The sequence below is a fragment of the Pseudoduganella sp. HUAS MS19 genome (assembly GCF_053615455.1).
This window is the reverse complement of sequence record NZ_CM132133.1, coordinates 3,587,981-3,607,514: the sequence shown is the minus strand read 5'-3', so window position 1 is coordinate 3,607,514 and position 19,534 is coordinate 3,587,981. Positions and strand designations below refer to the sequence as shown.

The 19,534-nt window shown below is 64.6% G+C and carries 21 protein-coding genes; 17 read left to right on the top strand and 4 right to left on the bottom strand.

Going from position 1 to position 19,534, the window contains the following annotated elements; translation table 11 throughout:
• The first annotated feature begins 7 nt into the window (after nt 1–7).
• The 9 genes from tadA (at nt 8) to ACWBU6_RS16335 (ending at nt 8,609) form a co-directional block, all read left to right on the top strand.
• Entirely contained in the window at nt 8–460 is a 453-nt protein-coding gene (tadA, locus tag ACWBU6_RS16375; protein ID WP_452644476.1) for a tRNA adenosine(34) deaminase TadA, read from the top strand.
• 40 nt (nt 461–500) lie between these two features.
• Complete coding sequence (locus tag ACWBU6_RS16370) at nt 501–1,397, top strand: alpha/beta fold hydrolase (protein ID WP_452644475.1); 897 nt, start codon at nt 501–503, stop codon at nt 1,395–1,397.
• Nucleotides 1,394–2,296, top strand: coding sequence for a muramoyltetrapeptide carboxypeptidase (gene ldcA / locus ACWBU6_RS16365; RefSeq protein WP_452644474.1), 903 nt, complete (start codon nt 1,394–1,396; stop codon nt 2,294–2,296). The genes ACWBU6_RS16370 and ldcA overlap by 4 nt, the downstream gene beginning before the upstream one ends.
• The gene (locus tag ACWBU6_RS16360) at nt 2,293–3,564 is read left to right on the top strand and encodes an NAD(P)/FAD-dependent oxidoreductase (protein WP_452644473.1); all 1,272 of its coding nucleotides are present in this window, start codon (nt 2,293–2,295) and stop codon (nt 3,562–3,564) included. The genes ldcA and ACWBU6_RS16360 overlap by 4 nt, the downstream gene beginning before the upstream one ends.
• A 126-nt stretch (nt 3,565–3,690) precedes the next feature.
• The gene (locus ACWBU6_RS16355) at nt 3,691–4,137 is read left to right on the top strand and encodes a hypothetical protein (protein WP_452644472.1); all 447 of its coding nucleotides are present in this window, start codon (nt 3,691–3,693) and stop codon (nt 4,135–4,137) included.
• A gap of 184 nt (nt 4,138–4,321) precedes the next feature.
• Nucleotides 4,322–5,923 carry an ABC-F family ATPase gene (locus ACWBU6_RS16350; protein WP_452644471.1) on the top strand — a complete coding sequence of 534 codons (1,602 nt, stop codon included), beginning with the start codon at nt 4,322–4,324 and terminating at the stop codon, nt 5,921–5,923.
• A 2-nt stretch (nt 5,924–5,925) separates the two neighbouring features.
• Complete coding sequence (nadA, locus tag ACWBU6_RS16345) at nt 5,926–7,056, top strand: quinolinate synthase NadA (RefSeq protein ID WP_452649575.1); 1,131 nt, start codon at nt 5,926–5,928, stop codon at nt 7,054–7,056.
• The gene (gene nadC, locus ACWBU6_RS16340) at nt 7,053–7,919 is read left to right on the top strand and encodes a carboxylating nicotinate-nucleotide diphosphorylase (RefSeq protein ID WP_452644470.1); all 867 of its coding nucleotides are present in this window, start codon (nt 7,053–7,055) and stop codon (nt 7,917–7,919) included. Before nadA ends, nadC begins: the two co-directional genes overlap by 4 nt.
• Before the next feature lie 189 nt (nt 7,920–8,108).
• Nucleotides 8,109–8,609, top strand: a complete 501-nt coding sequence (locus tag ACWBU6_RS16335) for a hypothetical protein (RefSeq protein WP_452644469.1) — start codon at nt 8,109–8,111, stop codon at nt 8,607–8,609.
• A 51-nt stretch (nt 8,610–8,660) separates the two neighbouring features.
• Here the strand turns inward: ACWBU6_RS16335 and ACWBU6_RS16330 are convergent, their stop codons facing one another.
• On the bottom strand, nt 8,661–10,364 hold the full coding sequence (locus ACWBU6_RS16330) for an MFS transporter (RefSeq protein ID WP_452644468.1): 1,704 nt from the start codon (nt 10,362–10,364) through the stop codon (nt 8,661–8,663).
• A gap of 185 nt (nt 10,365–10,549) precedes the next feature.
• Here ACWBU6_RS16330 and ACWBU6_RS16325 point away from each other — a divergent pair, with 185 nt between their 5' ends.
• From ACWBU6_RS16325 to ACWBU6_RS16290, 8 genes are read left to right on the top strand one after another with little or no spacing between them, the layout of a single operon-like run.
• On the top strand, nt 10,550–11,728 hold the full coding sequence (locus ACWBU6_RS16325; protein ID WP_452644467.1) for an acetyl-CoA C-acyltransferase: 1,179 nt from the start codon (nt 10,550–10,552) through the stop codon (nt 11,726–11,728).
• The gene (locus tag ACWBU6_RS16320) at nt 11,728–13,551 is read left to right on the top strand and encodes an acyl-CoA dehydrogenase (RefSeq protein WP_452644466.1); all 1,824 of its coding nucleotides are present in this window, start codon (nt 11,728–11,730) and stop codon (nt 13,549–13,551) included. Before ACWBU6_RS16325 ends, ACWBU6_RS16320 begins: the two co-directional genes overlap by 1 nt.
• A 10-nt stretch (nt 13,552–13,561) precedes the next feature.
• Nucleotides 13,562–13,864: a Dabb family protein gene (locus ACWBU6_RS16315; RefSeq protein ID WP_452644465.1), complete on the top strand. Its 303-nt coding sequence runs from the start codon at nt 13,562–13,564 to the stop codon at nt 13,862–13,864.
• A gap of 10 nt (nt 13,865–13,874) precedes the next feature.
• Nucleotides 13,875–14,660 carry an SDR family oxidoreductase gene (locus ACWBU6_RS16310; RefSeq protein ID WP_452644464.1) on the top strand — a complete coding sequence of 262 codons (786 nt, stop codon included), beginning with the start codon at nt 13,875–13,877 and terminating at the stop codon, nt 14,658–14,660.
• Nucleotides 14,661–14,669: 9 nt separating this feature from the next.
• Complete coding sequence (locus ACWBU6_RS16305) at nt 14,670–15,668, top strand: NADP-dependent oxidoreductase (RefSeq protein ID WP_452644463.1); 999 nt, start codon at nt 14,670–14,672, stop codon at nt 15,666–15,668.
• On the top strand, nt 15,665–16,561 hold the full coding sequence (locus tag ACWBU6_RS16300; RefSeq protein WP_452644462.1) for an SDR family oxidoreductase: 897 nt from the start codon (nt 15,665–15,667) through the stop codon (nt 16,559–16,561). Before ACWBU6_RS16305 ends, ACWBU6_RS16300 begins: the two co-directional genes overlap by 4 nt.
• A 13-nt stretch (nt 16,562–16,574) precedes the next feature.
• Complete coding sequence (locus ACWBU6_RS16295; protein WP_452644461.1) at nt 16,575–16,997, top strand: GNAT family N-acetyltransferase; 423 nt, start codon at nt 16,575–16,577, stop codon at nt 16,995–16,997.
• A gap of 9 nt (nt 16,998–17,006) precedes the next feature.
• Nucleotides 17,007–17,264: a hypothetical protein gene (locus tag ACWBU6_RS16290; protein ID WP_452644460.1), complete on the top strand. Its 258-nt coding sequence runs from the start codon at nt 17,007–17,009 to the stop codon at nt 17,262–17,264.
• Here ACWBU6_RS16290 and ACWBU6_RS16285 read toward each other — a convergent pair.
• Genes ACWBU6_RS16285 through ygfZ form a run of 3 tightly spaced genes read right to left on the bottom strand, consistent with a single transcriptional unit; the run spans nt 17,261 to nt 19,406 of the window.
• Nucleotides 17,261–18,115 carry an NRDE family protein gene (locus ACWBU6_RS16285; RefSeq protein ID WP_452644459.1) on the bottom strand — a complete coding sequence of 285 codons (855 nt, stop codon included), beginning with the start codon at nt 18,113–18,115 and terminating at the stop codon, nt 17,261–17,263. The two genes, ACWBU6_RS16290 and ACWBU6_RS16285, sit on opposite strands and share 4 nt — an antisense overlap.
• Complete coding sequence (locus tag ACWBU6_RS16280) at nt 18,106–18,396, bottom strand: DUF4936 family protein (protein ID WP_452644458.1); 291 nt, start codon at nt 18,394–18,396, stop codon at nt 18,106–18,108. Before ACWBU6_RS16280 ends, ACWBU6_RS16285 begins: the two co-directional genes overlap by 10 nt.
• A 2-nt stretch (nt 18,397–18,398) precedes the next feature.
• Nucleotides 18,399–19,406, bottom strand: coding sequence for a CAF17-like 4Fe-4S cluster assembly/insertion protein YgfZ (gene ygfZ / locus ACWBU6_RS16275; protein ID WP_452644457.1), 1,008 nt, complete (start codon nt 19,404–19,406; stop codon nt 18,399–18,401).
• Between the last annotated feature and the right edge of the window lie 128 nt (nt 19,407–19,534).

Sequence of the window (19,534 nt, the reverse complement as noted above, 5' to 3'; positions counted from 1 at the left end):
GCTGTACATGCGCGAGGCGCTGCTGGAAGCGCGCCGCGCCTGGGCCGAAGGCGAGGTGCCGGTCGGCGCCGTGGTGGTCAGGGACGGGGTGGTGATTGGCCGCGGCTACAACCAGCCGATCGGCCGCCATGACCCGACGGCCCACGCCGAAATTGTGGCCATGCGCGCCGCGGCCGAAGCGTTGGGCAACTACCGCCTGCCGGGCTGCGAGCTGTATGTCACGCTCGAGCCGTGCGTGATGTGTTCCGGCGCCATGATGCATGCCCGCCTGGCGCGCATCATTTACGGCGCCAGCGATCCCAAGACCGGCGCCTGCGGCTCGGTTGTCAATGTGTTCGCGAGCGAACAGCTGAACCACCACGCGGCAGTGGAGGGCGGCATGCTGGCGGACGCCTGCGGCCAGCTGCTGAAAGATTTCTTCGCCGAACGACGTGCATTGCGCAAAAACAACGTCGGCTGAGCGCGCGCCACGCGCCGCGGCGGCGGTGCTATGCTGAGCCATGGCCAGCGTTGATATAAACGGTATTACGATTACCTACGAGGCGAGCGGCGACCCGGGCGGCCCGGCCGTGCTGCTGAACATGGGGCTGGCGCTGCAACTGATCTCCTGGCCTTATGAATTCGTGGAAGGGCTGGTGCAGCGTGGCTACCGAGTCATCCGCTACGACAACCGCGATGCCGGCCTGTCTTCCCATTTTGACCACCTGGGCGCGCCAAACCTGTGGCTGGCCTACCTGCGCCACTTGTTTGGCTGGCGCCAGCGTGCACCGTATACCCTGAACGATATGGCCGGCGATGCCGTCGGCCTGCTCGATGCGCTGGGCGTGGCGGCTGCGCACGTTGTCGGGGTGTCGATGGGCGGCATGGTGTCGCAGATTATGGCGGCGCGCTATCCTGCGCGCACCCTGAGCTTGACCTCGATCATGTCCAGCAGCGGCCGCCCGGGCCTGCCGGGGCCGACGCCCGCCGCGCGCCGCATCCTGCTGCGGCGCACGCCCAGCGCCCATCACCGGGCGCGCGTGGTGGAGCAGATGGTCGACACTTTCCGCACCATCGGCAGTCCGGCCTTCCCGATGCCCGAGCATTTGCTGCGCCAGATGGCCGGCGAGGCGGTGGCGCGCAACGTCAATGGCGACGGGGTGGCGCGGCAGCTGGTGGCAATTGCCGCTTCCGGCGACCGCAGCGCGCTGCTGCGCAAAATACGCTGCCCCGCGTTGGTGATCCACGGCGACGCCGACCCGCTGGTGCCGTGCGCCTGCGGCATCGATACGGCGCGCCAGATTCCGGGCGCGCGGCTGGAACTGATCGAAGGCATGGGGCATGACATGCCGCCGGCCCTGGTTGGCAGGCTGCTAACCTTGCTCGATCAACATCTGCGGAGTAATATGGCCGGGTGAAAAATATCGGAATTGCCATCGCCGGAACCAGCGGCTACCCCATCGATGATGCCGCGCTGGCCCGCGGCATTGCCCGCCTTGAGTCGCAGGGCTGCATCGTCCACAACTACTACGAAGCGGAACGCAAATTCCAGCGTTTCGCCGGCACCGATGACGCCCGCCTGGCGCAGCTCAACGCGGCCGCCGCCGATCCCGATTGCCAGATCGTGCTTGCCTTGCGCGGCCAATATGGCATCAGCCGCATCCTGCCGCGCATCGATTTCCGGGCCATGGCCGACAGCGGCAAGCTGTTCTCCGGCTTCAGCGATCTCACCGCCTTCCATATGGGGCTGTACCAGGCCACCAGGCGTGTCAGTTTCGCTGGCCCGATGAGCGCCGACTTTGCCCGCGAAGAGCCGGTCGCGTACACGCTGCAACAGTTCTGGGATTGCCTGCGCGGGCCGACCCATTCGGTGCGCGGGACGGCGGCGGGCAACCCGCAGGTCGATGTGCAGGGCACGCTGTGGGGCGGCAACCTGGCGATGGTCAACCATCTGCTCGGCACCCCATTCTGGCCGCACATCGATGGCGGTATCCTGTTCCTCGAAGATATCGGCGAACATCCGTACCGCATTGAACGCATGCTGCTGCAGCTGCATTTTGCCGGCGTGCTGGAACGCCAGCGCGCCATTGTGCTGGGGGATATCTCCGGCTACCGCCTGGCGCCACACGATAACGGCTATGATTTCGACGCCATGCTGGCATATATCCGCGGCTTGCTGCCAGTCCCGGTCCTGGCCGGGCTGCCGTTCGGGCACGGGGAGTTGCGCTGCACCTTGCCGTTTGGCGCGCAGGCGCATCTGGTTTCAGATGGCGAAGGATTCGACCTGACTGTCAGCGACTATCCGACGCTGCCATGAACGGGGCGGAGAGCTACTACCGAGCGACTGCACCCGGCGATACTTACGCGCCGCTGACGGGCCGGCAGCAGGCACGCATCTGCATCATCGGGGCCGGATTTGCGGGGCTGGCCACGGCGATCTCGCTGATGGAGCATGGCGAGCGCAATGTCGTGGTGCTGGAGGCCGAAAGCGTAGGCCACGGCGCCTCCGGCCGCAATGGTGGCTTCGTGTTCGGCGGCTATTCCCTGGACGAGCAGGCCCTGCTCGCCACCGTAGGAGCGGAGCAGGGCAGGCGCCTGTATCAGCTTACCTTGGGCGCGGTCGACCAGATACGCCGCCGCATCGGTCTTTATGGCATCGATTGCGATGCCACGCACGGCGGCATCTATCTCGCCAACTGGTTCGACGATCCGCGCGTGCTGGACGAGCGCCAGCGCTTCATGCAGCAGCATCTTGGCGTGCAGTGGCAACGCGTTGCTCCCGCCGAATTTGCTGAACGGGCGCGCAGCAAACGCTATTTTGGCGCGCTGTACGAGGATAATGCGTTCCACTTTCACCCGCTGAAATACGCGCAGGGGCTGGCCCGTGCGATGCAGGCGGGCGGTGTCCGTGTCCACGAGAACAGCCGCGCGACTGCAATCGAGGCGCGCCCCGCCGGCGGCTGGCGCGTTGCCACCGCAGGCGGCGAAGTGTCCTGCGAAGAGGTCGTGGTGTGCTGCGGTGGCTACATCGAACGCCTTTATCCGGCGCTGGCGGGGGCCATCCTTCCGATTGCCACCTATGTGATGGTGACCGAGCCGCTGAACGGCCGCTTGCCGCAGGCGCTGGCTACCGACGCGGCCATCTATGACACCCGTTTTGCATTCGACTACTATCGGCCATTGCAGGATAGCCGTCTGTTGTGGGGTGGCCGCATCTCCGTTCGGTCGCGCAGCCCGCAGGACGTGGCGCGCTTGCTCTACGAGGATATGTTGAAGGTCTATCCGCAACTGGCGGGCGCCAAGGTCGATTACGCCTGGAGCGGCTTGATGAGCTACGGGCGGCACAAGATGCCGCAGCTTGGCAAGCTGCCCAACGGGGTGTGGTACGGCATGGGATTCGGCGGGCATGGTGTCGGCCCGACCTCGCTGGCGGGCGACGTTCTGTCCGCGGCCCTGATGGGGGAGCTCAGCAAGGTCGACCAGTTCGCAGCCTGGGGCTTGCCTACCACCGGCGGCCCGGCCGGACTGCTGGCCGCCCAGCTCACGTATTGGTACTTCGAATTGCGGGACTGGATGCGGCAATAGCGGGGTGCTCGCGATTTTGGGGGAAACTCTTATTCGCTCTTAAACGCTCTTATTTCCTCTTGTTTGAACTTTTTTACTCTTAAATTGGTCCAAGTTGGCATGCCTTTCTGAAAGAGGGAGATTGCCATGCACAAGATTCTGTTCAGTTTGCCTGCCTCGTTGGAGACTTACCAGGCGCTGGGGAACTTCATGTACACGCACGGGTTCAAGCAGGAGATGTATGAGGTCGTCGACGATGTTATCGTCAATTGGATGAGCAGCTATGCCACTGCAAAATCACAAGGCGCCGCTAACACGCTGGACGGCTACCAATGGAAGGATGTTTTTCTTCCCAGTGGCACGACGTTGCGCAACGTCTATAAACGCGCCAGCTATCTGGCCCATGTCGAAGGCCGCGAGTTGCGTTACGACGGGCGTAGCGTCTCACCAGCGCAGTTTGTCAATGCGGTCGGGGGACGGTTCCGGAATGCGTGGTCGACGGTTTGGATTCGTTTCCCAGATGAAAATGAATGGCAGCCGGCGATGACGTTGCGCAAGAAAACCGGAAATTTAAGAGCGAATAAGAGCGAATAAGAGAAAACAAGTATGGTTAAGAGCGTTTAAGAGTTTTGCCGCAGATCGAACACCGTCCCCTGACGCTTCGGTGAAATGAATCTTTTGGCAATGTTTTTGCACCCTGCCAGAGGGCCGCTCCTATGCGCCCCTCTGGTCGGCGGGGTATAATGCCCGATTCGCTTTTTCCCACATTTATTCCAGCATGCTTTCTACCGCTAACATCACCATGCAGTTCGGCGCCAAGCCGCTGTTCGAGAACATTTCCGTCAAATTTGGCGATGGCAACCGCTACGGCCTGATCGGCGCGAACGGCTGCGGCAAGTCGACCTTCATGAAAATCCTCGGTGGCGACCTCGAGCCGTCCGCCGGCAACGTGAGCCTGGATGCCAATGAGCGCCTCGGCAAACTGCGCCAGGACCAGTTCGCATATGAAGAGATGCGCGTGCTGGACGTGGTCATGATGGGCCACACCGAAATGTGGGAAGCGATGACCAAGCGCGACGCCATCTACGCCAATCCGGAAGCGACCGACGACGATTACATGGAAGCGGCCGAACTGGAAGGCAAGGTTGCCGAATACGACGGCTACACCGCCGAAGCGCGCGCCGGCGAACTGCTGATGGGCGCCGGCATCGACATCAGCCTGCACCAGGGCCCGATGAGCGCCGTGGCGCCGGGCTGGAAGCTGCGCGTGCTGCTGGCCCAGGCCCTGTTCTCCAACCCGCACATCCTGCTGCTGGACGAACCGACCAACAACCTGGACATCAACACCATCCGCTGGCTGGAAGACACGCTGAACCAGCGCGATTCGACGATGATCATCATCTCCCACGATCGCCACTTCCTGAACCAGGTCTGCACCCACGTCGCCGACATGGACTACGGCACCCTGAAGATCTACCCGGGCAACTACGACGAATACATGCTGGCCTCGACCCAGGCGCGCAACCAGCAGCTGGCCAACAACGCCAAGGCGAAAGAGAAAGTCGCCGAACTGCAGGATTTCGTGCGCCGCTTCTCGGCCAACAAGTCCAAGGCCCGCCAGGCCACCTCGCGCGCCAAGATGATCGACAAGATCAAGATCGAGGACATCAAGCCATCGTCGCGCGCCTATCCCTTCGTGCGCTTTGACGGCGAGAAGAAGCTGCACCGCCTGGCCGTGGAAACCCAGGGCATCTCGAAGACCTACGACCGCACCCTGTTCAAGAACGTGGACCTGATGGTCGAAGCGGGCGAGCGCATTGCGATCATCGGCGCCAACGGCGCCGGCAAGACCACCATGCTGCGCTGTATCGGCGGCAAGGACATCACTGGCCTGGACAGCGATACCGGCCTGGTGAAATGGGCGGAAAACGCCAACGTCGGCTATATGCCGCAAGACCCGACCGAAGAATTCGCAACGGACCTGAACCTGACCGACTGGATGGGCCAGTGGACCAAGGAAGGCGACGACGACCAGGCCGTGCGCTCCTCGCTGGGCCGCCTGCTGTTCGGCGGCGACGAAGTCAAGAAATCGGTCAAGGTCCTGTCGGGCGGCGAAAAAGGTCGTATGATGTACGGCAAGCTGATGCTGGGCCGTCACAATGTCCTGCTGCTGGACGAACCGACCAACCACATGGACATGGAATCGATCGAGTCGCTCAACATCGCCCTGGAAAAGTACGCCGGCACCCTGATCTTCGTGTCGCACGACCGCGAGTTCGTTTCCTCGCTGGCCACCCGCATCATCGAGATCAAGGAAAACGAAGTCGTGGACTTCCGCGGCGGCTATGAAGAGTACCTGAAGAGCCAAGGCATCGAGTAATGATTGAAACGCTTATCAAGGATGTCGAATTCGAGAAACCGATCGAAGGCGGCAGCTGCGTGGCCCATGCGTGGGCCCGCACCCCGGCACCCGTGCCGGCCAACGAGAAGATTCTGCTGAAGGAACGCATCAAGACCCTGCTGCGCGAGCGCAATGCCGTACTGGTGGCCCACTACTACGTGGACGCCGACCTGCAGGACCTGGCCGAAGAGACCGGCGGCTGCGTGTCCGACTCGCTGGAAATGGCGCGCTTCGGGCGCGACCATCCGGCCCAGACCCTGGTGGTGGCCGGCGTCAAGTTCATGGGCGAGACCTCCAAGATCCTGAGCCCGGAAAAGACCGTGCTGATGCCGGACCTGGACGCCACCTGCTCGCTGGACCTGGGCTGCCCGCCGGAAGACTTCATCGCCTTCTGCGACCAGCACCCTGAGCGCACCGTGGTGGTGTATGCCAACACCAGCGCCGCCGTGAAGGCGCGCGCCGACTGGATGGTGACCTCCTCGATCGGCCTGGACATCGTCCAGCACCTGCACGAGCAGGGCAAGAAGATCCTGTGGGCGCCGGACAAGCATCTCGGCTCCTATATCCAGAAGCAGACCGGCGCCGATATGCTGCTGTGGCAGGGCTCCTGCCTGGTGCACGACGAATTCAAGGGCATCGAGCTGGACCTGCTGAAGGCCGAGCACCCCAATGCCAAGGTGCTGGTACACCCGGAGTCGCCGGCCAACGTGGTCGAGCAAGCCGACGTGGTGGGCTCCACCTCGCAGTTGATCGCCGCTGCCGTCAGCCTGCCGGCCACCGAGTTCATCGTCGCCACCGACAACGGCATCCTGCACAAGATGCGCATGGCCGCGCCGGGCAAGACCTTCATTGAGGCCCCCACCGCCGGCAACAGCGCCACCTGCAAGAGCTGCGCACACTGCCCCTGGATGGCGATGAACGGCCTGCGCAACCTGGCCGACGTGCTGGAAAACATGAACAACGAGATCCACGTCGATCCCGAGATCGGCAGGCAGGCGCAGCGTTCCATCAAGCGCATGCTCGATTTCGCCGCCGCCAAGAAAGCCAAAGTCGCCCCGGGCGCCGACTTGGCGAAAGAAGCGCAACTGTTCCAAGGTATCGGTCCTGCATGAGCACACTGGAAAACAAATTCGCACCGTTCGACGATGCGTTGGCGGGCGCCTACGAGCGCAACCTGCTGGCGGCCCTGATGGAAGATATCGGCACCGGCGACCTGACCGGCAAGCTGGTGCCGGAAGAGGGCCGCGCCACGGCGCGCGTGATCGTGCGTGAAGAAGCCGTCCTGTGCGGCGCGCAATGGTTCGAAGGCGTAATGGTGGCGCTCGATGCTTCCATCGGCATCGACTGGCACTACGCGGAAGGCGACCTGATGGCCGCCGACACGCCGGTCTGCACCATTGTCGGCCCGGCACGCGCCATCCTGACCGCTGAACGCTCGGCGCTGAACTTCATGCAGCTGCTGTCCGGCGTGGCGACGGCCACGCGCCGTTATGTCGACGTCATCGCCGGCACCACGGCAGCCATCCTCGACACCCGCAAGACGCTGCCGGGCCTGCGCCTGGCGCAGAAGTACGCGGTGCGCGTGGGCGGCGGCCAGAACCAGCGCCTGGCGCTGTACGACGGCATCCTGATCAAGGAAAACCATATTGCGGCGGCCGGTGGCATTACTGCCGCGCTGGCAGCGGCCAAGCGCCTGGACGCCAAGGTCAGCATCCAGGTGGAAGTGGAGACGCTGGCACAACTGGAAGAAGCCCTGAGCGCGGGCGCGGTCTCTATCCTGCTCGACAATTTCAACCTCGACATGATGCGCGCCGCGGTGCAGCTAAATGGCGGGCGCGCGCTGCTGGAAGCGTCCGGCGGCGTCAACTTCGACACCGTGCGCGCGATCGCCGAAACCGGCGTACACCGCATTTCCATCGGCGCCTTGACCAAGGACATCAAGGCGACCGACTTCTCCCTGCGCATCGTCGGCTAGGCGCCTGGCCACCAGGCAGGGGGGCCAGCGCGCCGGCAAGGTCGCCGGCCAGGTCAGGGTGCGCGATGCATGCAAGCTGCGGCACGCTGTGACAAAGCGTGAGTATCTGCCGCAGTTTGCGGCGTAAAGTCTGTGCAGGAGCCGCCGCTCCGGCGTCTCCGATACCCCAACTGTTCTGGAGGAGACGCCATGTCAGAACTATTGCACATCAGTACCACGCTGGCCAAGATCATCGCCCGCACCCATCCGCAAATCTGGGAGGTGATCGGCGGCGGCCCGCTCGGCAAGAAATTCCAGCTGGCCAACCGGCTGGCCGACCCGGATCCCCACCCCTGGCTGGAAGCCCAACTCGCTGCCATCGACCTGGCCCAGCGCCAGGTCGATGCTGCCGCGGCCATCCTGACCCAGGGCGGCGACACCAAAGGCTTTTTGAAAGCCATCCTCGATGACTGGTGCGGCACCGTGCCGCGCCCGCCACTCAATTGGCCAGGCGGCCCGCGCCCGCCCCGTCCGCCGCGCCCGGATGAGCTGGAAGACTACACGCCGCCCATGGTCGCGGGCCTGGCGTTGGTCGCGCTCAGTGAAACGATTGGCAACGAAGCTTTCGCCAAACAGATCGCCGAGCTGGGCGGCACCATCATCGACCGCACCGCCACCTCCGCGCTGGAGCACACGGCCAAGCGGCGTTAAGACGAAAAAAGCCGCCCGGGCAGGGCGGCTTTGCGGCAGCTGCGGGGCCGTTCAGTCTTGCGCGTAAATATTGTTATCCTTGCTTTCGCGGATGAACAGTGCGCCAATCACCAGGGTCGCCAGCGCCACCACGATCGGGTACCACAGGCCGTAGTAGATATCGCCCTTGAACGCCACCAGTGCGAAGGCGGTGGTAGGCAGCAGGCCGCCGAACCAGCCGTTGCCGATATGGTATGGCAGCGACATCGAGGTATAGCGGATGCGGGTCGGGAACAGCTCCACCAGCATGGCCGCGATCGGGCCGTACACCATGGTCACATACAGCACCAGCACCCACAGGATCAGCACCATCATCGGCTTGTTGATCTGGGCCGGGTCAGCCTTGGCAGGGTAGCCGGCCGCTTTCACGGTTTCCGCCACGGCTTTTTTCAGCTCGCCTTCCTTCTTCTTCGAGTCGGCATCGAAGTTCAGGCCGTCGGCCGTCATGGTGGCGTTGAACGACTGCACTTCCTTGTCGCCGACCTTGATCGTGGCCACGCTGCCGGCAGGCGCATCCTGGCGGGTATAGGCTACCGAAGCCTTGGACAGCATGGACGTGGCGATATCGCAGGAAGACGGGAACTTCTTCTCGCCGGTCGCATTGAACTGGAAGTGGCACGATGCCGGATCGGCCACCACCACCACTGGCGAGTTCTTGATCGCCGCTTCCAGCTGCGGATTGCCGTAGTGGGTCAGGGCGCCGAACAGCGGGAAGTAGGTGGCCGCGGCAATCAGGCAGCCGCCCAGGATGATCCATTTGCGGCCGATCTTGTCCGACAGGCTGCCGAAGAAGATGAAGAACGGCGTGGCCAGGATCAGCGCAATGGCAATCAGGATGTTGGCCGTTGCGATGTCCATCTTCAGCGTCTGGATCATGAAGAACAGCGCGTAGAACTGGCCGGTGTACCACACCACCGCCTGGCCCATGGTCAGGCCGACCAGCGCCAGGATCACCACCTTCAGGTTTTTCCACTGGCCGAAAGCTTCGCTCAGCGGCGCCTTCGAGGTCTTGCCTTCCGCCTTCATCTTGGCAAAAGCCGGGGATTCGTTCATCGACAGGCGGATCCACACCGAGATGCCCAGCAGCGCCACCGAGACCAGGAAGGGAATGCGCCAGCCCCAGGACTCGAATTCTTCCAGCGGCATCGACTGGCGCACACCCAGGATCACCAGCAGCGACAGGAAGAAGCCCAGCGTTGCCGTGGTCTGGATCCAGGCCGTGAACAGGCCGCGTTTGCCGTGCGGCGCATGTTCCGCCACATAGGTGGCCGCACCGCCGTACTCGCCGCCCAGCGCCAGGCCTTGCAGCAGGCGCAGGACGACCAGGATGATCGGCGCCGCGATGCCGATGCTGGCGTAGTTCGGCAGCAGGCCCACGATGAAGGTGGACAGGCCCATGATCAGGATCGTCACCAGGAAGGTGTACTTACGGCCGATCATGTCGCCCAGGCGGCCGAACACGATGGCGCCGAACGGGCGCACAATGAAACCGGCGGCAAAGGCCAGCAGGGCGAAAATGAAGGATGTGGTCGGGTCGCCGACGAAGAACTGCTTGGCGATGATGGACGCCAGCGAACCGTACAGGTAAAAGTCGTACCATTCGAAAACGGTACCGAGGGAAGAGGCGAAGATCACCTTTTTCTCTTCCTTGGTCATGGGGGCCGCCTTGCCGGCTCCCAGGTGCCGCGCGTCGGCGGTTCCGGAACTAATTGCCATGATGCTTGTCTCCAGTTGTGTAGTGTGTCTTTCAAATGCTTCAACGGCAGAATGGAGTCTGGACCCGGTTCCTTACGTCATGCTTGCTTGAAACTTACACAAAACTTACAAGGCAAACAATTTAGCGAACGATCGTGCTAAAGCTGTGCTATGCTGGTTCGAAACACACTATTCAGGAGACCGCCATGCGCGACGCAGTCATCGTTTCAACCGCCCGCACCGCCCTCGCCAAATCCTGGAAAGGCGCCTTCAACATGACCCACGGCGCCACTCTCGGCGGCCACGTGCTGCAGGCGGCGCTGGCCCGGGCCGGCATCGATGCGGCCGAACTGGAAGACGTGATCATGGGCTGCGCCAATCCGGAAGGCGCCACCGGCGGCAATATCGCGCGCCAGGCCGCGCTGCGCGGCGGCGCCCCGGTGAGCGTGCCGGGCATGACCATCAACCGTTTCTGCTCCTCGGGCCTGCAGGCGATCGCCACGGCGGCCCAGCGCGTGCTGACAGGCGAGGGCGACGTTTTCGCCGCCGGCGGCGTCGAATCGATCTCCTGCGTGCAGCAGGAAATGAACATGCACATGTACCAGGACGTTTGGCTGGAACAGCACAAGCCGGCGATCTACCTGCCGATGCTGCAGACGGCGGAAATCGTGGCCCGGCGCTACGCCATCCCGAAGCAGCGCCAGGATGAATACGGCGTACAGAGCCAGCAGCGCGCTGCGGCGGCGCAGGCGGCCGGGCGCTTTGATGCCGAGATCGTGCCGATGACCGTGACCATGGGCGTGGCCGACAAGTCGACCGGCATGCTGGGCACGCGCGAAGTGACCATCGGCGCCGACGAAGGCATCCGCCCCGGCACCACTATCGAGGCCGTGCGCGGCATCCGCACCGCGCTGCCGGGCGGCGTGATCACGGCCGGCAATGCCAGCCAGTTCTCCGACGGCGCCTCCTGCGCCATCGTCATGAGCGATCGCGTCGCTGCCGCCAAAGGCCTGCAGCCTTTGGGTGTCTTCCGCGGTTTCGCCGTTGCCGGCTGCGAGCCCGATGAAATGGGCATCGGCCCTGTGCTCGCCGTGCCCAAGCTGCTCAAGCGCGCCGGCCTGCAGGTCGAAGACATCGGCTTGTGGGAACTGAATGAGGCGTTCGCCGTGCAGGTGCTGTATTGCGCCGACAAGCTGGGCATCCCGATGGAGCGCCTGAACGTCAATGGCGGCGCCATTGCGGTGGGACATCCTTATGGCGTCTCGGGCGCGCGCATGGTCGGCCACGCGCTGATCGAAGGCAAGCGCCGCGGCGCCAGGTATGTGGTGGCTACCATGTGCATTGGTGGCGGTCAGGGCGCGGCAGGCCTGTTCGAGGTGCTGTGATGGCGTCCCGGCTGCTGAATCGCCGAGATGTCGAATTCATGCTGTACGACTGGCTCGATACCGAGGGCCTGGCCAGGCGCCCGCGTTTTGCCGACCATAACCGCGAGACCTTCACCGCCGCCCTCGATATTGCCGAACAGATTGCCGGCGACTTGTTCGCGCCGCACAATACGCTGAGCGACCAGCAGGAGCCCCAGTTCGACGGCGAGCGCGTGGTGCTCATCGCGCAAGTCAAGCACGCGCTCGACGCGTTTTCGGCGGCGGGCCTGATGGCGGCCGGCCAGGACTATGCGCTGGGCGGCATGCAGTTGCCGCTGACGGTGGAGAAGGCGATTACCGCCTATTTCACCGCCGCCAATATGGCCACCGCCAGCTACGCCTTCCTCACCATCGGCAATGCCAATACCCTGCTCAAATGCGCCTCCAGCGCGCAGGTGGAGCGTTTCGTGCGTCCGATGCTGGAAGGGCGCTGGTTCGGCACCATGTGCCTGAGCGAGCCGCAAGCCGGTTCCAGCCTGTCCGACATTACGACCCGCGCCGAAGCGGACCCCGGGGCCGCCGGGCAATACCGCTTGAGCGGCAACAAGATGTGGATTTCGGGCGGCGAGCACGAACTGGCCGAGAACATCGTGCACCTGGTGCTGGCCAAGATTCCCGGCCCGGACGGCAAGCTGGTGCCGGGCGTGCAAGGCATTTCGCTGTTCATCGTCCCCAAGTTCCTCGACCACGGCGAGCGCAATGACATCGCCCTGGCGGGCCTGAACCACAAGATGGGCAACCGCGGCACCACCAACTGCCTGCTCAATTTCGGCGAAGGGCGCTACTTGCCCGGCGGCCGCAGCGGCGCGATCGGCTACCTGGTCGGTCGCGCGGGCCAGGGCTTGCCGAACATGTTCCACATGATGAACGAAGCGCGCATCGGCGTCGGCCTGGCGGCAGCGGCACTGGGCTATACCGGCTACCTGCACGCGCTGGAATATGCGCGCGAACGCCCGCAGGGCCGCCATCCGGCCGCCAAGGACCCGTCTTCGCCGCAGCTGCCCATCATCGCGCACACCGACGTGCGCCGTATGCTGCTGGCGCAGAAGGCCTACGTGGAGGGCGCGCTGGGTCTGTGCCTGTACAGCGCGCGCCTGGTCGACGACGAACACACCGGCGAAACGCCGGAGATCCGCCAGCGCGCCGGGCGCCTGCTGGAGTTCCTGACACCCATTACCAAGTCCTGGCCGTCGCAATGGGGACTGGAGGCGAACAACCTGGCGATCCAGGTGCATGGCGGCTATGGCTACACGCGCGAATACCAGGTCGAACAGTTCTACCGCGACAACCGCCTGAACCAGATCCACGAAGGCACGCACGGCATCCACGGCCTGGACCTGCTGGGCCGCAAGGCCAGGATCGACGGCGGTGCGCTGCTGAGGACCATGGCCGCCGAGATCCGCGCCACGGTGCACAGCGCCCGCGGCGCCGGGCGCCGGGCCGGCGCGCGCCAGCTTGTCGGCCATGCCAATGCCCTGGAGGCCGCCTGGCGCCGGGTTGAAGAAGTGACGCAGGCCCTGTATGCTGCCGCCGACCTGAACCAGACCCTGGCCAATGCCACGGTCTACCTGGAGGCGGTGGGGCACGTGGTGCTTGCCTGGATCTGGCTGCAGCAAGCCATGGCGGCGCTGGCCAGGCTGCCGGAAGAGGACAGCTTCCGGCGCGGCAAACTGCAAGCCTGCCGCTATTTCTACCAATGGGAGCTGCCCAAGGTCCAGCCACAGCTGGACCTGCTGGCCTCCCTCGACACGACCACGCTCGACATGCAGGACGCGTGGTTCTGAGGAAGAACGAATGATCAAGCACATCGTCATGTGGAAGCTGAAAGAGTACGCCGAAGGCGCCGGGCGCGCCGCCAATGCGGCCCGGATGAAGGAGCAGTTGCTGGCCTGCGCCGGCATTGTGCCCGGCATCCTGAAACTGGAAGTGGGCATCGCCGAACCCGGCCTGGAAGCGACCTACGACGTGGTGCTGTACTCGGAATTCGAAAGCAAGCAAGCACTCGACGCTTACCAGTCGCACCCGCAGCACCAGGCACTCAAACCATTCTTCAGTGCTGTGCGCGAGGCGCGCCAGTGCATGGATTACACCCTATAAGGACCCGAACATGCGAACCACCCAGCAACTCTTCGACCTCACCGGCAAAACCGCTTTGGTAACGGGCGGCTCGCGCGGCCTGGGCCTGCAAATGGCCCAGGCCCTGGGCGAGCTGGGGGCCCGGGTCGCGCTCACCTCGCGCAAGCAGGCCGACCTGGACCAAGCGGTCGCCTTGCTGAAGCAGAGCGGCATCGAGGCATGCGCCATCGCCGCCGACCTGGGCCAGGAAGCATCGGTCGCGCCGCTGGTGGACGCGGCGCTGGACGTGCTGGGCGGCCACATCGACATCCTAGTCAATAATGCGGGCGCCACCTGGGGCGCCCCGGCGGAAGACTATCCGCTGGAAGCGTGGGACAAGGTGATGAACCTGAATGTGCGCAGTATCTTCCTGCTCTCGCAAGCGGTCGGAAAACGCTCCATGATCCCGCGCCGCTCTGGCCGCATCATCAATATCGCATCGATTGCCGGCCTGGCAGGCAACGGCCCCGGCACCATGAAGACCGTCGCTTACAATACGTCCAAGGCGGCCCTGATCAACTTCACCCGCGCCCTGGCGGGCGAATGGGGCGAATACGGCATCAACGTCAACGCGCTGGCGCCGGGCTTCTTCCCGTCGAAGCTGAGCGCAGGGGTGATCAAGGCCATGGGCGAAGACAAGCTGGCGGCGGCGGCGCCGCTGCAGCGCCTGGGCGGCGACGAGGACCTGAAGGGCGCGGTTGCGCTGTTCGCTTCCGACGCCGGGCGCCACATCACCGGCCAGGTCCTGGCAGTCGACGGCGGGGTTTCGGCAGTTTAAGGAGTTTGAATGACCAAGTATCATCGCATCGTGTTGGCCGCGCGCCCGCGCGGTGCCGTCGTGCCGGAAAACTTCCGGCTTGAGGAAGTGCAAGTGCCGGCGCTGGCCCAAGGCCAGCTCCTGGTGCGCAACCATTACCTGTCGCTGGACCCGTATATGCGCGGCCGCATGAGCGAAGCGAAAAGCTACGCCGCGCCGCAGCCGCTGGAGCAGACCATGATCGGCGGCACCGTCGGCGAAGTGGTCGAATCGCGCAACGCCGGTTTCGCGGTCGGCGAGTTCGTGGCCGGCATGTTCGGCTGGGCCGAGATGGGCGTGTCCGACGGCAGCGACCTGCGCAAGGTCGACACCAGCGTGATCCCTGCCTCGGCCCACCTGGGCGTGGTCGGCATGCCCGGCATGACCGCCTGGTACGGCATGCACGAGATCCTGCGTCCCACGCTGGGCGAAACGGTGGTGGTGTCGGCCGCCAGCGGTGCGGTCGGCAGCGCCGTCGGCCAGTTGGCCAAGCTGGCCGGCTGTCGCGCGGTCGGCATTGCCGGCGGCAAGGCCAAGTGCGATTACGTGGTCAACGAACTGGGCTTTGACGCCTGCGTCGACTACAAGGCCGGTAACCTGAAGGCCGACCTGGCCGCCGCCACGCCGGACGGCATCGATGCCATCTTCGAGAACGTGGGTGGCGAAGTGTTCGACACGGCGCTTGGCCGCAGCAATGCCTTTGCCCGCGTCGCCCTGTGCGGCCTGCTGGCCGGCTACAGCGGCGCCGAGATCCCGATCCGCAACGCCAAGAAGCTGCTTTTGAGCCGCGTCAGCCTGCGCGGCTTCATCGTCACCGAGCATATGGATATGTGGCCGCAGGGCTTGTCCGAAATGGGCAGGCTGGTCGCTGCCGGCAAACTGAAGTACCGCGAAACCATTTCCCAGGGCCTGGCCTCGGCGCCGCATGCCCTTATCGGCCTGCTGCAAGGCCACAACTTCGGCAAACAACTTGTGAAACTGACCCCATGAAAAACTTCCAAGGCAAGGTTGCAGTAATCACCGGTGGCGCGAGCGGCTTTGGCCGCGAGTTTGCGCTCAAGGCCCACTCGCTTGGCATGAAGCTGGTGCTGGCCGACGTGCAGCACGATGCGCTGGAGGCCACCGCGGCGCAGCTGCGCGGGCAGGGCGCCCAGCTGCTGGCGGTGAAATGCGACGTGCGCAAGTCGTCCGAAGTGCAGGCGCTGGCCGATGCCGCGATGCGCGAGTTCGGTGCAGTGCACCTTGTCTTCAACAACGCTGGTGTCGGTTTCGGCGGCCTGCTGTGGGAAGCGACAGAGGCCGATTGGGACTGGGTGATGGGGGTGAACGTGTCGGGCGTGATCCACGGTGTGCGCATCTTCACGCCGCTGATGCTCGAATGTGCCCGGCGCGAGCCGGACTACGAGGGCCATATCGTCAACACTTCCTCCATGGCCGGCGTACTTTGCCCGCCGGTGATGGGCGTCTACAACGTTTCCAAGCACGCGGTGGTGGCGCTGACGGAAAGCCTGTACCACGACCTGTCGCTGGTGCAGGCGCCCATCGGCGCCTCGGTGCTGTGCCCGTTCTTCGTCCCCACCGGCATCCACCAGTCGCACCGCAACCGTCCCGGCGACACGCCAATGGAAGGCAAGCCGACGGCCAGCCAGATGGCGGCCCAGGCGATGGTGAGCAAGGCGGTCACTTCGGGCAAGGTATCGGCGCGCGACGTGGCGGAACTGACGTTTGCGGCGATCGCCGGCGGGCAATTCTATATCTTCACCCACCCGCAAGCGCTGGAGGGCGTGGCGCAGCGGGCGCGCGACATGGTGGCCCAGGCCAACCCGGCCGATCCATACGCAGCCACGCCGCAAGTTCGTGAAGCCCTGCGCGCAATGTTGTGAGAGAATGCGCGGCATGACGACAACACTGCGCTTTGGCGATTGGGCCGCCATGCAGGCCGACGCGAGACCGATCCGCATGGAAGTGTTCGTGCGGGAGCAGAACGTACCTACCGACCTGGAAATGGACGACAGGGATGCCGTCTGCCTGCACGCGGTGGCCTACGATGCCGCCGGCCGGCCGCTTGGCACGGGCCGCCTGCTGCCCGACGGCCATATCGGCCGCATGGCGGTGCTGCCCAGCGCGCGCGGCTCGGGCGTCGGCGGCGCCATCCTGAAAGGCTTGATGGAAAAGGCCCGCGAACGCGGCGACGCGAAGGTTGTCCTCAGCGCCCAGACCCACGCGGCGGAGTTTTACCTGGCCCATGGCTTCGCCATGGCAGGTGATGTTTTCCACGAAGCGGGCATTCCCCACATCGAAATGCACTACGAATTCTAGGAGTTGACAATGAAACGTTCGATCATCGCGCTTGGTGTTTGCGCAGTGTTTGGCGCGGGCTTCCTCGCCGGTTCCATCAGCCCGATCCAGGTTGCCCAGGCCCAGGTTGGCGGAAATGGCGTGCAATGGCCGGCAGCCGCCGCGGCCCCGGCCACGAGCAACGGCCCCACCCATTTCTATGCCATCGATACTGGCACCCGTACCCTGATCTCCTGCTCGCGCCAGGGCAAGGAAAAGCCCTCCTGCGTACGCGAGCAGCTGCCTTAACGGATCTGGACTTCGTGCAGTTCCGCCGGCGTGTCCGCATACAGCTTGACGACGGTGGAACTGCGCGTGCCGTAGTTCGGCGATTCGATCTTCACGGCTGACAGCAGCCGCTCCAGCTCCAGCGGCACGCCGGTTTCCGGCAAGCGCATATCCGGCGCGCGGGTCGTGTCGGACAACATCTCGAAATAGGCCTCTTCCGGCGCGCCCAGGCACAGCAGGCTGGCAAATTGCGCCTTGGTCTTCAGCACTTTCGGCCACGCCGAGTCGAGCAGGGCGTTCGACAGGCCGTAAATGCCCGGCTCCAGCGGCTTGCCGTTGCGCGGGTCGTCATTTCCCTTGTTCGAGTACCAGACCAGCTCCCTGCCGTCGCACAGGACCAGGTTGAAGCCGTTGTATGCGGCGGCGCCCGGCGCGATCTGCGCAACATAGTCCTGCGCTGGCATGGCGCCGGCCAAAAAGTCGGCCACCAGGCGCCCGCGCGAAGGCGCCAGCGGGTTGTGCTGCTGCGGATTGCGCACATTGGTGATGGCCGCGAAACGCGAAGGCGCGCCGGCGGCAGGGCCCGCCGCCGGCGCGCCCGGGGTGACCGCAGCGGGCGCATCTGCGCCGCCACAATCGGCACGCGGCATCGGCTGCGGCGCGGCCGCCGCACCGGCGCTCTCAGCCGCGGCGGGACGCGTGATGCCCATCCAGCTGCCGCCGGCCTTGAGGTCGCGGCCGGCATAAATATTCGGCGCATCCGGCCAGGGGGCGGCCGGCGTGGTGTCGCGGTCGTAGAATTCGTCGCGGTTGGCGGCGGCAATCAACGGCACGCCGGGCACCACCTGCCAGGCAAAAACGATCAGGCACATGGCGGCAAGTCCTCGAATACTTCCACGTGGCGCGGCCCGCAGATCCAGCGTGCCAGCCCCGCTTGCGCCACCGCCGCATCAAGCGCGGCGCCGAACGCATCTGCGGCGACGGCGGGATACACCTCCATCCAGGTCTGCTCGCCTTCGGCCGCAGGCGGGCGCCGCTTGAGCTGCGCCGCCACCCCGTGCGCCGCCGCCAGCGACGATTGCATGGCAATAACCGCCTGCTGCAGGCCCGCCGCGTGCGCGGCCTGCACCTTGTAGTACACGTAGAAGTCCATGGTCAGACGTCGAGCTTGTCCAGCGCGTAGGGCAGGGGCTTGAACTGCAATGCCGGCCCGCTGGCCGAGCCGAAGCGCACATCGCCCGCTTGCAGCGCTTCCAGCTTCATTTCCACCAGGGCATCGACGCCGCCCTCGCCGTTGCGCGCCGTGTTGACCACCATGCCGCAGGGCTGCTCCGGATCGGCCGGCGCGTACACTTCAGCGCCCGGCGCCACCGCGGCGTCGGCAATCGTCGCCAGCGCGGTGCGGCGCTTGAGTTTGCCCAGGTACTGGCTGCGCGCCACGATTTCCTGGCCCGGATAGCAGCCTTTCTTGAAATTGACCCCGCCCAGCAGTTCGAAATTGACCATCTGCGGCACGAACAGTTCCTGGGTGGCCGGGCCGACCTGCGCCACGCCGGCATGGATTTCGGACAGGCGCCAAGCCTCGTCGCCGCCCACCAGCAGCCGGTCTTTCAGCATGGAGGCGGCCATCGATGCGGCGTCGGCGCAAGCGAGCCACAGGTAGCGCGGCGCGCCAAAGGCATCGGCCACACGCAGCACGGTGCCCAGCGGATGATCGATCTTGCTGAACGGCTTGGCCGGCAGCACGTCGAACCAGGTCTGCAGCACCGCCTCGGCATCGCCGCCGCCCAAGGCCAGGGTCACGTACTGGTCGGTCACGTCGGCCGGCTTGGTCTTGCTGCGCAGGATGAACATTTGCAAACGTTTTTGCACGGCCGGCTGGATTGCGCGCGGCAGCTGCAGGAAGATCGACGCTTCGCTCTTCCACATCAGGAAGGAGGCCAGCAGGCGGCCCTTGGGCGAGCAATAGCCGGCCAGGCGTACCTCGTCCAGACCCAGGTGCTCGACGTCGTTGGTCAACTGCTTGTGCAGGAAACTGGCCGATTCTTCGCCGGTGAAGGCGATCAAGCCCTGCTCGCCCAGCGCGGCGACAAAACCGGTCGCGAGCTGGCGCGTGGTCAGGGGATCGTGTTCCTGTGTTAAAAGTTGATTCCAGTTATTCATAAATTTCCGTATTCTGGCCATGAAAGCATTATTATTACGGGCTTCATTATAGTGATCCTGCGCAAATTGCGCCGGGGGCTTGGAAAACGCTGTCGTCCAGGCTGAAACGGGTTCAAGATTGAGTTATC

Coding starts and splice junctions, on each gene's coding strand:
- tadA (WP_452644476.1), top strand. CDS start 8: ATGCGCGAGGCGCTGCTGGAAGCGCGCCGCGCCTGGGCCGAAGGCGAG.
- ACWBU6_RS16370 (WP_452644475.1), top strand. CDS start 501: ATGGCCAGCGTTGATATAAACGGTATTACGATTACCTACGAGGCGAGC.
- ACWBU6_RS16360 (WP_452644473.1), top strand. CDS start 2,293: ATGAACGGGGCGGAGAGCTACTACCGAGCGACTGCACCCGGCGATACT.
- ACWBU6_RS16355 (WP_452644472.1), top strand. CDS start 3,691: ATGCACAAGATTCTGTTCAGTTTGCCTGCCTCGTTGGAGACTTACCAG.
- ACWBU6_RS16350 (WP_452644471.1), top strand. CDS start 4,322: ATGCTTTCTACCGCTAACATCACCATGCAGTTCGGCGCCAAGCCGCTG.
- nadC (WP_452644470.1), top strand. CDS start 7,053: ATGAGCACACTGGAAAACAAATTCGCACCGTTCGACGATGCGTTGGCG.
- ACWBU6_RS16335 (WP_452644469.1), top strand. CDS start 8,109: ATGTCAGAACTATTGCACATCAGTACCACGCTGGCCAAGATCATCGCC.
- ACWBU6_RS16330 (WP_452644468.1), bottom strand. CDS start 10,364: ATGGCAATTAGTTCCGGAACCGCCGACGCGCGGCACCTGGGAGCCGGC.
- ACWBU6_RS16325 (WP_452644467.1), top strand. CDS start 10,550: ATGCGCGACGCAGTCATCGTTTCAACCGCCCGCACCGCCCTCGCCAAA.
- ACWBU6_RS16320 (WP_452644466.1), top strand. CDS start 11,728: ATGGCGTCCCGGCTGCTGAATCGCCGAGATGTCGAATTCATGCTGTAC.
- ACWBU6_RS16315 (WP_452644465.1), top strand. CDS start 13,562: ATGATCAAGCACATCGTCATGTGGAAGCTGAAAGAGTACGCCGAAGGC.
- ACWBU6_RS16310 (WP_452644464.1), top strand. CDS start 13,875: ATGCGAACCACCCAGCAACTCTTCGACCTCACCGGCAAAACCGCTTTG.
- ACWBU6_RS16305 (WP_452644463.1), top strand. CDS start 14,670: ATGACCAAGTATCATCGCATCGTGTTGGCCGCGCGCCCGCGCGGTGCC.
- ACWBU6_RS16300 (WP_452644462.1), top strand. CDS start 15,665: ATGAAAAACTTCCAAGGCAAGGTTGCAGTAATCACCGGTGGCGCGAGC.
- ACWBU6_RS16295 (WP_452644461.1), top strand. CDS start 16,575: ATGACGACAACACTGCGCTTTGGCGATTGGGCCGCCATGCAGGCCGAC.
- ACWBU6_RS16290 (WP_452644460.1), top strand. CDS start 17,007: ATGAAACGTTCGATCATCGCGCTTGGTGTTTGCGCAGTGTTTGGCGCG.
- ACWBU6_RS16285 (WP_452644459.1), bottom strand. CDS start 18,115: ATGTGCCTGATCGTTTTTGCCTGGCAGGTGGTGCCCGGCGTGCCGTTG.
- ACWBU6_RS16280 (WP_452644458.1), bottom strand. CDS start 18,396: ATGGACTTCTACGTGTACTACAAGGTGCAGGCCGCGCACGCGGCGGGC.
- ygfZ (WP_452644457.1), bottom strand. CDS start 19,406: ATGAATAACTGGAATCAACTTTTAACACAGGAACACGATCCCCTGACC.